This window comes from Streptomyces sp. NBC_01433 (genome assembly GCF_026340105.1).
Lineage (GTDB): Bacteria > Actinomycetota > Actinomycetes > Streptomycetales > Streptomycetaceae > Streptomyces.
In genome coordinates this window covers 2,633,467-2,645,778 of record NZ_JAPEPM010000001.1, presented here as the reverse complement: position 1 = coordinate 2,645,778, position 12,312 = coordinate 2,633,467, and the positions used below count along the sequence as shown (strand labels likewise).

General features: G+C 68.0%; 12 protein-coding genes. 10 read left to right on the top strand and 2 right to left on the bottom strand.

Annotated elements, in window-relative coordinates; all coding sequences use genetic code 11:
- Positions 1-303: 303 nt before the first annotated feature.
- Positions 304-651 (top strand): transcriptional regulator, encoded by a 348-nt coding sequence (locus OG413_RS11895; RefSeq protein WP_266804929.1) that lies wholly within the window; start codon positions 304-306, stop codon positions 649-651.
- Positions 648-1,319: a nucleotidyl transferase AbiEii/AbiGii toxin family protein gene (locus tag OG413_RS11890; protein ID WP_266804927.1), complete on the top strand. Its 672-nt coding sequence runs from the start codon at positions 648-650 to the stop codon at positions 1,317-1,319. Before OG413_RS11895 ends, OG413_RS11890 begins: the two co-directional genes overlap by 4 nt.
- A gap of 787 nt (positions 1,320-2,106) precedes the next feature.
- Here the strand turns inward: OG413_RS11890 and OG413_RS11885 are convergent.
- Complete coding sequence (locus OG413_RS11885) at positions 2,107-4,053, bottom strand: YncE family protein (RefSeq protein ID WP_266804925.1); 1,947 nt, start codon at positions 4,051-4,053, stop codon at positions 2,107-2,109.
- Positions 4,054-4,561: 508 nt separating this feature from the next.
- Between OG413_RS11885 and OG413_RS11880 the strand changes: the two genes are divergently transcribed.
- The 7 genes from OG413_RS11880 to OG413_RS46910 all read left to right on the top strand — a co-directional run bounded on the left by OG413_RS11880 (position 4,562) and on the right by OG413_RS46910 (position 10,565).
- Complete coding sequence (locus tag OG413_RS11880) at positions 4,562-5,107, top strand: hypothetical protein (protein WP_266804923.1); 546 nt, start codon at positions 4,562-4,564, stop codon at positions 5,105-5,107.
- Positions 5,108-5,238: 131 nt separating this feature from the next.
- On the top strand, positions 5,239-6,345 hold the full coding sequence (locus OG413_RS11875; protein WP_266804921.1) for a sensor histidine kinase: 1,107 nt from the start codon (positions 5,239-5,241) through the stop codon (positions 6,343-6,345).
- Positions 6,342-7,007, top strand: a complete 666-nt coding sequence (locus OG413_RS11870; protein ID WP_266804919.1) for a response regulator transcription factor — start codon at positions 6,342-6,344, stop codon at positions 7,005-7,007. Before OG413_RS11875 ends, OG413_RS11870 begins: the two co-directional genes overlap by 4 nt.
- An 886-nt stretch (positions 7,008-7,893) precedes the next feature.
- Complete coding sequence (locus OG413_RS11865) at positions 7,894-8,142, top strand: type II toxin-antitoxin system CcdA family antitoxin (RefSeq protein ID WP_266804917.1); 249 nt, start codon at positions 7,894-7,896, stop codon at positions 8,140-8,142.
- Positions 8,139-8,540 carry a PIN domain-containing protein gene (locus OG413_RS11860; RefSeq protein WP_266804915.1) on the top strand — a complete coding sequence of 134 codons (402 nt, stop codon included), beginning with the start codon at positions 8,139-8,141 and terminating at the stop codon, positions 8,538-8,540. Before OG413_RS11865 ends, OG413_RS11860 begins: the two co-directional genes overlap by 4 nt.
- A gap of 706 nt (positions 8,541-9,246) precedes the next feature.
- Positions 9,247-10,080: a PIG-L family deacetylase gene (locus tag OG413_RS11855; protein ID WP_266804913.1), complete on the top strand. Its 834-nt coding sequence runs from the start codon at positions 9,247-9,249 to the stop codon at positions 10,078-10,080.
- A 323-nt stretch (positions 10,081-10,403) separates the two neighbouring features.
- Positions 10,404-10,565, top strand: coding sequence for a hypothetical protein (locus OG413_RS46910; protein WP_323137846.1), 162 nt, complete (start codon positions 10,404-10,406; stop codon positions 10,563-10,565).
- 23 nt (positions 10,566-10,588) lie between these two features.
- Here the strand turns inward: OG413_RS46910 and OG413_RS11845 are convergent, their stop codons facing one another.
- Positions 10,589-10,783, bottom strand: a complete 195-nt coding sequence (locus OG413_RS11845) for a hypothetical protein (protein ID WP_266810413.1) — start codon at positions 10,781-10,783, stop codon at positions 10,589-10,591.
- Between the two features lie 292 nt (positions 10,784-11,075).
- On the opposite strand from OG413_RS11845, the gene OG413_RS11840 reads away from it, so the two are divergent.
- Entirely contained in the window at positions 11,076-12,287 is a 1,212-nt protein-coding gene (locus OG413_RS11840; protein ID WP_266804911.1) for a serine hydrolase, read from the top strand.
- The last annotated feature ends 25 nt before the right edge of the window (positions 12,288-12,312 follow it).

The following is a 12,312-nucleotide window of genomic DNA, read 5'->3' as shown; positions in this document are numbered from 1 at the left end:
ACAGCCGGCAGAACTCGATAGAGAGCATTTCAGAGGTGCCGGGTCTGGTCGGTGCGGTGGCCGGTATCGTCGCCTCCTCCACAGCCAGTCCGGTGGCCAGACGCTCTCGATCGTCGTGGGCGATCTGGGGGTGGGCATCACGCTGGTGCTGGGGCCGAGTTCCACCGCCGATCTCCGAGATAGGCATCGCGGGCGGCGGCGTCATCGGCGCCGCCGCCGGGGCAGCGGGCCGGTGTCCTGCTCGCAGGAGTGACGTCTGCGGCCCGAGCGGCTCATCGTCGGCTCTTCCTGGATAATCGATGCATGGCATCACAGCCTCGTCTTTCCGACCTCCGTCGTGCCAAGTTCGTCCGGCGCCTGCCCGCAGCGCTCTCCGAGCTTGCCGGTCCCAAGCACGGCCCGGTACACCTGCCGCTCCACCTTGCCTGGTCCGGGTTGACCACGTTCGACCTCGACCGGCCCCGGCTACGGATGAGCTACTACCGGATCGTGCTGGCCGAGGGCCGGCACGACGACTTGGTCCAGTACCTCGACCAGGACCTTCTCGTCGGCCTGTGGCCCACACTGCGCACACTGGTCAGCCCTGATGTCCGCGAGGTCTGGGAGAGCGCCTTCGGCGAGCTGGCCGACAGCGCCCGGACCGCTGCGTGAACCTCACGGGCCTGCACCACCGCTTGCTTGCAGACGTGCTTGCCGTGGGCGGCGCTTACCCTCTCGCGCTCACCGGCGGCTACGCGGTCCAGGCACACGGCCTTGTCGACCGGCTCAGCCAGGACCTCGATGTCGCGACCGAGAACCCAGATCCCATGGAGGACATCGCGACCGTCGTGCGCACCGGACTGGAGCGGCGCGGATGGCACGTAGAAGCCCTGGAGACAGACCCGCTGTCCGCACGCCTGATCGTCACCGACCCTGCCAGCCGCGAAGAGTGCGAGGTCGACATCCTCAAGGAAGCACTCTGGCGACCACCCGTACACACCGAACACGGCTTGGTGCTGTCCCTCGAAGATGTCGTTGGGACCAAGGTCCGCGCACTGGCCGACCGCGGACTCGCCAGGGACCTGATCGACGTGCGGGCCGCTGCGAACCGCTGGAGCCATGTCGGACTCGAAGAGCTCGGACGGCGCCATGCGCGCGACTCCTTCGACCTGAGCGAGCTACAAGCCCGACTGGGCGGAGCCGAGTGGATCGACGACACAGAATTCGCCGCCTACGGGCTCGACGAGCAAGCAATCACCGGGCTGCGGCAGTGGGCACAGGCATGGGGCGACGACATCGGCGAACGACTCCAGGGGCTGGAAGCTCCGCACGAAGACTGATGGCCGCATGGAGGCTGGACGCTCGGCAGGATGCGCATCGGGCCGTTCAGACCTCAGTGGCCATGCCCCATCCGTGCCCAGCAGAGCGGACAACAGCGGTCAGGTACGGCTCCCAGGGACCGTAGCCAACCATCCCGTCCATTGGAAAAGCACAGGTCAGAGCACCTTCGGTAGCCCAAGAACCGGTGATTCCCAAGCTCAGAGCGCGAGTTCGATTCTCGTCACCCGCTCTTCGATGAAGGCCCTGGTCAATCACCGGGGCCTTTCTTGTTGTCCAGACCTCTTGCGAGGCGGCGAGCCCTCCGCGTGCCCCCAGCTCGTATCCGTCATCGGTCCCAGGTCCTGACCTGGGACTACACCTGTGACGCCAACGACCGCACCAGCGCCGAGACCGACTACAACGGCCACACACTTAGCTATGTCCACGACGCCGCCCCGGGCGGCACCAGCTGGCCCTCGAACCGCCGACGCGAACTCATTCTCATGGATTCCTCACCCCTGCCTTCCCGTCCGGTCCCTGTTTTAGACGGACGGGAAGGAATGTAGGACCGCTCCTACGAAGGACCCTATGAAGAAGCCATCAAGAACTTTCCCCGTGGGCTGCATCGTGTCGGGATGCGGCAGCGTCGCCGGTTGCCATGCCCACCTCGGGTGTCGATGACATGGTGAAGCCTCTTGGCGGCCGGGTCCGCTCCCGTCGCCGTGCAGCGAACCTCGAAGAGCCCCACCGCGAGCGGTAGAGCCCTTCCCAGGACATCGGATCCGTGAGGCCACCCGGACGGAGCGGCTATTTGGAGAAGTACAGGTATTTCCAGGAGCCATACGTCGTGGAGTTCACGGTGTCGCCGGACGACCCGTTGACGTACACCGACCGCATCCGCGCCTTGATCCCGGACTTCCCCGGCGCCCCCAGGCGTACGGCCGACTTTCCGTTCGTGCGGAGCGCGAAGTACTCCGAGTCGGTGGAATACCACTTTCCGCCCGAGTGGACCTGGAGGTCGAAACGTTGCTTACGCCCCTTGTAGTAGGACATGGTCGTCGTGAGCAGCGGATCGGTACTCCTGTGGAACCAGTAGTACGACGTCGAGCCGATCTTGGCCGTCTTGTAGTGCTTGGAGACGGCGGTGGAAACACTGACCCGGGCGTATGCCGTGGACTTCACCGTACTGGGCGCGATGCGGGTGTCCCCCTTGAAGACCGCGGTGACTTCCGTGTCCCGCGTCATGCCCACCGTCGCGGAGATGTTGCCGCTGGAGTTGACCGTCCCGGTCTTCAGCAGCTTGTTGGGCTTGTCGCCGCCGAAAGGGTTCGCCCAGATCTCGACCGTGCGGCTCTTGTACGTCGAGCCGAGGTGCGCGGTAAAGGAGACATCGGTGCCGTAGTTGTAGACGTTGCCGTTCTTGTTCAGGGTCAGCGTCGGCTTCGTGTGGGGAACCGTGACCTTGTCGGACGCGCTGACCGCCATGTGCGCGGCGTCGCCCGCATAGGTGACCTCGTACGTGACCGTGCCGCCGGCCAGCGGGGTGTCCGTGAACGCGAACGAGCCGTCTGCCTTCAGCGTGACAGCGGGCAGCGACTTGCCCTTCGGGCTCTCAAGGTCGGTGCGGGTGAGCTGCAATTTGGCGCCACTCGGCAGCGGCACTGTCGCCGACAGCTTCCCGGTCGCGGTGAGCTTATTGCCGCGCGTGGCGGTCGACGGTGCGTTCACCGTCAGAATCGGGACGTTGAGCGTTGGGTCGGTGAGCGCCTTGAGGGTGTAGCCGCCGGGCGAGTTCACGAGCGCGAAGATCCGGGAGGCGTCCGGGGCCCAGGCGAGGACGGAGGCGTCGGCGGCGTATGTGCGGATCGGCTTGGTCGCGCCGGGCCGGTAGACCGACACGTTCTCGTCGCTGATCTGGGCAACCAGTCCGTTCGGAGCGATGTCCGCGCGCTGCCCGGCCGGGTAGGCGCCAACGGCGGTGAACTTCCCGTCTGCATAGGCGTGCCGGTCCGTGCCGTCGACCAACACCTGTGGGGAACCGGGCACGAGGTCGATGTCGGTGACGTAGTTCAACGAGTAGTCGCCGTTGTGCCAGGCGGTCACCTGGGGCGTGGCGCCGGAGACGTCGACGACGGCCATCAGGTCCTTGGTCATGTCGAAGAAGTCGGTCCCGCCGACGGCCAGCAGTCCGGGTGCGGACGGGTCGGAGTCGAGGAACGGCACGCCCTCGACTCCGGAATCCCGGGAGAGCTGTCCGAGCCTCACCGGATCCGTCCCTTCGGCCGGGTCCACCGCCGGGTCGACCGAGCCCAGGTTGCCGTGGCCGTCCAACTGGCCTTCGTAGCTGAACCAGGCCTTGCCCCCGGTGAATTCGACGTACAGCGGGCCGATGCTGGTGGCCACGGGGTACCGGGCCTTGATGTCGAGGGTGGCCGCGTCGAGGGCCACGATCTCGTGGCTTCCCCGCGCCGCCGCGTACAGGGTGGTGTTGTCGTCGGAAAGAGCCAGGTCGAAGATCCCGTCGATGCCGCTCACCGAGTCGAGAAGCTTGCCGCTGTAGTCGGCGGCGATGATCCTGTCGTTCGTGTCGTCGCCGACGAAGACCCGTTGTCCGACGCCGTCGACGACGATGCCCGCGGGCGAGCCGATGGTCGAGGTGACCGCCGACGCGGGACCGGCCGCGGCGACACTCAGTACCACCGAGCTGAAGAGGACCGCTAGCGCTGTCGCGGTCGAGATGCTGCGCGTACGCACAGTAGTTTACCCCCACGAGAAACCCCGGTGGATGGCCGGGAGTTGACAGCACCGCGCAGCACCCGGATGTGTCCGCGGAGCGCGGTGACGCGGGGTGCGTGGCTGCTATCGGGCAGCGTATGACATGAAAGTGACAAATGCGGGGGGAGCTTCCCGCGCGGAGAAGGCGCGCTCACCCGAAGGAGTCGGGCGAGGGCGCCCGGAGCGGCCTTCCCTACGGCGCCGGCCTCGCCCGGCGGCACTCGTCGCGGCGCCGGAGCCGCCTCAGCCACCGCCCCGCCTCAGGGCGCATGTCGTGCCGACCCATGTCACCCCTGCCGCCCCCGAGCGCGCGGCCGCCGTGATGAACCTGTGCACTTGCCTCTCCGAGCTCGCCTCGGACCTCGCCAAGCGGTACGGCGCAGAGGCGCGGGCAGGTGGGGTGGATGAGTGCGGGACGACGATCTCCACCTGTCGTTCCACCCATGGGTCCAGGTGCGCGAGGCCCTACGCCAGCACTCTTGAGGGCATGACAACGACCGAGTGGATCACCGACATCGCCCTCGTCCTGATCGTCTTCCGGCAACTGCGGGAAGGCCGTCTCGACCTCAAGACCTTCCTGATCCCGCTGGGGATCGTGGCCTTCGTGGCCCACACGTACCTCGACAGCGTGCCCACCGCGGGCAACGACCTGGTGCTGATCGGCGCGCTCATGGCCGTCGGCGCGGCGCTCGGCATCGCGGGCGGCGTCTGCACCCGCATCCGGGTCGCGGGCGGTCACCTGCTGATCAAGGCCGGCGCGGTGTCCGCGATCCTTTGGGTGCTCGGCATGGGCGCCCGCATGGGCTTCCAGTTCTGGGTCTCGCACGGCGGCGCCGACAACGTCGCGCGGTTCAGCATCACCCACCACATCACCACCGACCAGGCATGGGTCGCGGCCTTCGTCCTGATGGCACTCACCGAGGTCGTCACGCGACTCGCGACGATCTTCATCCGGAGCCGGATGGTGAACGGCAGGCAGGCGCAGCCGACCGCAGCGACGCACCCGGCGCCCTCTCTCGACCGCACGGCCTGACCGTGGACTATGGTCACGCCGTGCCCGAAGCACAGAGCGTCCCAGAAAAGCAGAGCACCCCTACGCTCGGTACGGGCTCGGCCCCGTACCGAGCGTCCGGCCCCCTGGCCTTCACAGGTCAGGATCCTCGCGTGGGCTGGGTCCTGACTCTCTGCGTCATCGGTTCCGCGTTCATCACGGTGCGGCCGATCGGTCTCAGCGGCCGGGGCCTCGTGGTCGCCGCGCTCATCGTCGTCAACTCCCTCGCCCTCCTCGCCCGGCACCTGCCCGAGCACAGGATCCCGCCCCGCGTCGCCCTGGTCTGGCTGACCCTCGGCATCGTCGCCGCGGCAGCCCTGATCGCCGTCAGCCGCAGCGGATCGAGCTACCTCTTCGCGTTCTTCATCGTCGGCCACGCCGGATACCGGCTCCAGCCCAAGCCGGCCTTGGCCCTCGCGGCGTTCTGCGGCCTGCTGTGCGGCGGAGTCCTGTACTTCCGCGTCGGCCCCGGCCACCACCTGCTGCCCTGGGCGGTCGGTCTGGCCACCAGCGCCCCGGTCGTCCTCGGCATCATCAACCGCAGCCGCCGGCGCGCCGTCCAGGCGGTGATCGAGGCCGCGGAGTCCGCCGAGCGGGCTGCCCGCGCCGAGGCCCAGGCCGCCGTCCTCACCGAGCGGGGACGGATCGCCCGCGACGTGCACGACGTCCTGGCCCACTCCCTCGCGGGCATCAACATGCAGCTGGAACTGGCGGACGCCCTGATCGAAACCGGTGACCTGGAGAAGGTCCGCGAGGCGAACCAGAAGGCGCACAGCATGGTCAAGGAGAGCCTGAAGCAGGCCCAGTGGACCGTGCACGCGCTCCGTGAGGACTCCCTGCCGCTGGTGGGCAGCCTGACCGCGATGCTCGACTCGTCCGGCCACCGCGACGCCCTCACCCTCACCGGCACCGCGCGCGACGTACCGTCCCAGGTCACGCAGAACCTGCTGCGGATCGCGCAGGAGTCGCTGACCAACGCCGTCCGGCACGCGCCCGGCGCCGAGGTCCATGTGGAGCTGACGTTCGATGCCGCATCGACGACACTGAGGATCCGTAACAGCGCGGCGACCCGTGCGGTGCGCGCGGGCGTCGGCAGCGGAATGGGGCTGATCGGCATGCGGGAACGGGCCGCCCTGCTGGGTGGCACGATTACTGCGGGCCCGGTCACCGAAGGACCGGACGAAGGCGGCTGGCAAGTGGAGGCAGTGGTACCGGGATGAGTGAACCGACGCAGAACCCCCAGCGGCTGCGTGTGATCGTCGCTGACGACCAGGCTGCCGTACGGGAGCCGCTGGCCGCGGTCCTCGGTCTGGCCGAGGACATCGACGTCGTCGCCTCGGCCGCCGACGGCACCGAAGTACTCGCAGCAGTCGCCGCAGGCCCGGTCGACGTGGTCCTGATGGACCTGCGGATGCCGGTGATGGACGGCACCGAGGCGACCCGGCGGCTCACCGAGGAGCACCCCGAGGTCGCCGTGGTCATCCTGACCACGTTCGCCGACGACGACTCCATCCTGGCCGCGCTGAGCGCCGGCGCCAGCGGCTACCTGACCAAGAACGCGGGGCGCCAGGACATCACCCGCGCCATCCGCGCCGCCGCCGCGGGGCAGTCCGTCCTCGACCGCGAAGTCCAGAACCGCCTCCTGGAGACGGTCCGCACCAAGCCCGCGGCCCCCGGACAGCCGCTGCCCGGCGACATCACCCCGCGCGAGCGCGAGGTTCTCACCCTGATCGGCCAGGGCCTGCCGAACCGTGCCATCGCCGAGAAGCTCTTCATCAGCGAGGCCACGGTAAAGACCCACATCAACAACCTCTTCGCCAAGGCGGACATCAAGGACCGCGCCGACGCCGTGCGCCGCGCCCTGGGGGCAGGCCTGGCCTGAGTCGTCGAGATTCTGCGGCCTCCACCTCGCGCGGCGATACTCCCTGCGCATCTCAGCAGATCAGGAGGGGCGTCATGCCGGCTGGGCTGTGGACTTCTACACCCATCATCCGGTGCTCCTCATCGGATCCACCGATCCTCCGGAGCTGGACTGGGACAACGCGCCGACCTGTAGCGACGGCGAACGCATCGTCGTCCGGACTCGCGGGCAGACCGCGCTCACTCGGGTATCGATCTGGAACCGCGCTATGCCTGCATGGGAGACGACGTCTTCGACGGGGTGCTGAACGCAGAGGGGTCGCTGGTATGCCTGGCCGACGCGGAGAACCTCATCCGGTGGGTCACGGGCTGGGTGTCGTCAGGCTGGCAACCTGTCGTCATGTGCGTTGACGATCCCGGCCGTGCTCGTCGCTCCCAGCTGCCAGGCGCCGATGCCCCCCTGCTCGCCGTCACCCGCAACGGCCGCACGCCGACGTCCTCACTCTCACCCCCGAGGACCTCCATGACGCCTGGACCTGAACCTGTGACCGGCCGTGCCATTACGTGCCAGCCGGAGCGGTAAAGAGCGGGCATCACAGATGCCGATACGACACTCGGATCCGGGAAGCATGAGCCTGTTCCCGCAGGTCAGGTCGCACATTGACGTCCGAGCATCGGGTGATTCCCAAGCTCGGAGCGCAAGTTCGATTCTCGTCACCCGCTCTTTGACAAAGGCGCTGGTCAGCGGCTGGGGCATTTCGCTTGCCCCCCAGCGGCACCGCTGCGGGTTCTCACCCCGCTGCGGATAGCCTGAGCGCCACAAGCCCCACGGGATCATGCAACCTCGGCTGTCGAGATCCGGCGTAGAAGCCCGGGCCGACCCGTGCATACTCCAGTATGCTTGCCGTATGTCCTCAACGACTCGCATCACCGTTACGCTCCCCAGCGACCAGGTGGCGGAGCTCCGCAAGCTCACGGACAACGTCTCCGGCTACGTGGCGGAAGCCGTGGCCCGCCAGATCCGGCACCAGCTGCTGGGCGAAGACCTTCGCCGCCACGAGGCAGAGCACGGACCTTTCAGCGACGAGGAGCTCGCCGAGGCCCGCGCGAAGATCTTTGGTGCCGTCGGCCCCTCCAAGGACGCGGACGCGGCGTGAGCGAGCGCATCGAGACAGTCGTCCTCGACTCGGAAGGGCTCTCCGCCTGGGTCGCGCAGGACCGCAAGTTCCTCGCGATGCTGCGGGTCTTCCACGACATGGGGGCCGACCTGGTGATCGGGGCTAACACCATCGTGGAAGTCAGCCACGCCCACACCAACATGCCTCGCCTGAACTGGGCTCTGTCCCGGATCAAGGTAGAACCGGTCACCGAGCAAGCTGCCAAGGCAGCAGCGGAGCTCCTCAAAGGCGCTGGGCTGCACGGGCACAAGTACGCCATCGACGCCACGGTGGCCGAGGTCGCCCTGCGTCAGCCGAAACCGGTCGCCCTGCTGACCTCCGACAGTGACGACATGACCAAGCTCTGCGGCAACCAGGTCCGCATCATCTCTCTCTGACCCACCGGCCCATCCGTTCCCCGCGGAGCGGGCATCAGCGGTCAGGTGCGGCTTCAGCAGACCATCGTCGTCTAAGCCGCCTCACGGGAAAGCACAGGCCAGAACCCCTTCGGTGGCCCGAGAACCGCTGATTCTCAAGCTCAGGGCGCGAGTTCGATTCTCGTCACCCGCTCCACGCAAAGGCCCCAGGCCAGCGGCCAGGGGCTTCTTCTTTGTCCAGGCCTCTCAGAACCAGGTCAGCCACGGGGCGGCGCCTCAGGAGCCGGGAGCGGGGGCACGGGCCGGTGGGCGGCACTGACCGGGCCGATGCCGGATCCCGGGTCCGCTGACATGCGTCGGCAGTGGACGACCACGTCGTTGGCCTCGGCGCCCGTGCTGGTGCTCGCCGGCGGAGTGCCGGCAGATCAGCTGCACCCGCGACCTTTCCTCTCCGCCTCCGGCGAACCGGGCCCGGAACCGCTGTAGGGTTTCGCCCTTCGTGTCGGGATCTCACGGCTGGTGCCGGACGGCGCCCGGAAGGCCGGGCGGCAGTGCCGGGAACAGCCGGTCCGGTCGACACGGTTGCATCGACCGGAGGGCCGGCGCCGCACGGGCGGAGAACACGGAGACCGCACGGTCGCCCGCCCCGCCAGGATCCGGGCCCCAGGATCGCGGCGGCCCCGCCGCGTACTCGGACCAAGACGTATTTCTACAGAAGGACTGTTTCATGACTGACCGGCCCTTGACGCTCATGGCAGTACACGCCCACCCCGACGACGAGGCCACCAGTACCGGAGGGGTCCTCGCCCGGTACGCGGCGGAAGGCATCCGCACGGTGCTCGTGACCTGTACCGACGGCGGCTGCGGTGACGGACCGGGGGGTGTCAAGCCGGGCGATCCCGGGCACGATCCGGCGGCCGTCGCCTCGATGCGCCGTCAAGAACTCAAGGCGAGCTGTGACGTCCTGAAGGTCAGCGATCTGGAGATGCTGGACTATGCCGACTCCGGGATGACCGGCTGGCCGAGCAACGACGCCCCCGGATCCTTCTGGCAGACCCCCGTGGAGGAAGGCGCCGCCCGGCTCGCGGAACTCATGCGGCACTACCGACCCGATGTGGTCGTCACCTACGACGAGAACGGCTTCTACGGCCACCCCGACCACATCCAGGCCCACCGCATCACGATGGCGGCGCTGGAGATGACCGCGCTGACACCGAAGGTGTACTGGACGACGATGCCCCACTCGACGATGCAGCGGTTCGGGGAGACCATGCGCGAGTTTCAGGAGGACATGCCGGAGCCGGATCCTGCCGAGGTCGCCGCGATGGCCGAGATCGGCCTCCCCGACGACCAGATCAGCACGTGGGTGGACACCACCGCATTCAGCGGTCAGAAGTTCGATGCGCTGGCCGCGCACGCCAGTCAGGGCGAGAACATCTTCTTCCTCAAGATGGGCAAGGAGAGGTTCGGCGAGTTGATGGGCATGGAGACCTTCACCCGTGTCAAGGACACCACCGGCTCGGACGTACCCGAGAACGATCTTTTCGCCGGACTGCGCTGATCCGCCGTCAACGAGCCATCTTTCGGCGTCGTGGACCGAAGCGAGGCTGTAGCGGTCGGACGGCTGTACCGCATGTCCATGGTGCTGTGCCGGGACGAGGCGGGTCGCTACGTCATGCACCGGCGGCCCGGGAGCAGCTCGCGCTTTCCGGGCGAGTACAGCTGGCCGGTGGCCGGCGCCATGGAGGCGGGGGAGTCGTACGCGGAGGCTGCCGACGTGAGCTCCGCGAGGAGATGGGGGTCCGGGCATCCGTTCGCCCCCTGTTCAGATTCCTCTGTCGGGGCGAGCTGAGCCCGTACTGGTTCGCGGTGTACGAAGCCACCGTGGACCAGCGGAAGATGGCTCCGCAGGCGACCGAAGCGGCCTGGCATGACTGGCTGTCCGCGGCCGAGCTGAGGGACGCGATGACGAGCTGGAAGTTCGTCTCGGACAGCCACGATGCCTACAACCGCTACCTGGAACTGGGCACAGACAGCCCGCAGTGAGCTGCGCAGGGCATGGGGACCAACTACGTGGTTCGCGAGCGAGACCGTTGGCCGCTGAGCCCTCTCCGGCCTCGGAGCGCGAGTTCGATTCTCGTCACCCGCTCCACGACCTCTTCCGGAGTGGCCCGCTCAGCCGGGTCGGCGGCCAGGCAACGGGCGAACATCGGACGCAACGGTTCGGGCAGCAGGGACAGTTCGACATCCGTCACATCATTCATCGGCCTGCTCCCCCAACTTTGCTGGCCAACGGCAGCAGCCTAAGGGGCAGGTCCACGGCGTTGTGGTTTCGGAGCGGCGGCCAGGAGTGGTGGTGATCCGGCAGTACGTCCCCTAGACGACCCTCGCCACCGGACGGGGCGCGGAGGTGGCCCGGGTGGCTCCGAATGAGTGGACTCCTTGGCGCGCGGACATCAAGGGGGCCTGAGCCATGGGTCCGGATGGTGATGTTCTGCCGTCCGTGCTCTCAAAAAGAGGCGGGCCATCCGCCCCCTTCTGGAAGAGGCGCCCCACATGCGACGTACTCCCTCCTCCCGCCGTCTGGTCGCCGCAGTGCTGCTCGCGGCCTCCGTACTGGCACCGATGGCCGCGATTCCCGCCACGGCCGTCCCGGCCACGGGGACGGCCCGGCACGGCAAGCCCGGCCCCACGCCGGACGGTCTTGATCCCGAGCTCACCGCCCGGCTGGACAGGACCATCGAGGAGGTCCGCGAGCAAGCGGGCATCCCCGGCGTCGTCGTCGGACTGTGGATGCCGGGTGAGGGAAGCTACGTCCGCGCGATCGGCGTGGCCGACACCGCCACCGGCAGGCCGATGTCCGCCGGCTCCTCCGTGCGGATCGGCAGCGAGACCAAGACGTTCACCGTCACCGCGCTGCTGGAGCTCGTGGACGACGGCCGGATCAAGCTGGACGACCCCATCTCCGATTACGTCCACGGCGTGCCCGACGGTCACCGGATCACGCTGCGCCAGCTCGCCGAGATGCGCAGCGGCCTGTTCCCGTACACCTCGGACCCCGACTTCACGCACGCCCTGCTGAGCGACCCGGAGCGCACCTTCACCCCCCGCGAAACGCTCGCGTACGGCTTCAGGCACCGGAACACCTTCGCGCCTGGGACGCAGTTCCAGTACTGCAACTCCAACCTCGTCCTGCTCGGCCTGGTGATCGAGAAGGTCAGCGGTCACCGGCTCGCCGACTTCATCCACGAGCGAGTGCTCGACCCGGCCCACCTGCACCACACGCTGTTCCCGACGGGGTCCGAGTTCCCCGCGCCGCACCCGCACGGCTACACCGACCAGACGCTGAGTGGCGAGACCGCGGACACCACGTACTGGAACCCCAGCTGGGCCTGGGCTGCCGGAGCGATGATCTCGAACCTGCACGACCTGCGCCGCTGGGCCCCGATCGTCGCCACCGGAAAGCTCCTCAGCCCCGAAACCCAGCGGCAGCGGCTCAAGACGCTGCCCACCGGGTTCCCGGGTACCAGCTACGGCCTCGGGATCTTCAAGACCAACGGATGGACCGGGCACAACGGCTCGATCCCCGGGTACGAGACGGTGACGGTCTATCTGCCCTCGAAGAAGGCCACCCTGGTCATCATGATCAACACAGACATCCAGTACCAGGGTCAGGAGCCGTCCACCGTCCTCGCCCGAGCGATCACCACGGTCGCCACACCGGACAACATCTACGACAAGGACAGCGCGATCAGCCCGCGCGCATAGCCGCGTCAGCACCTGTCTCTGCTTA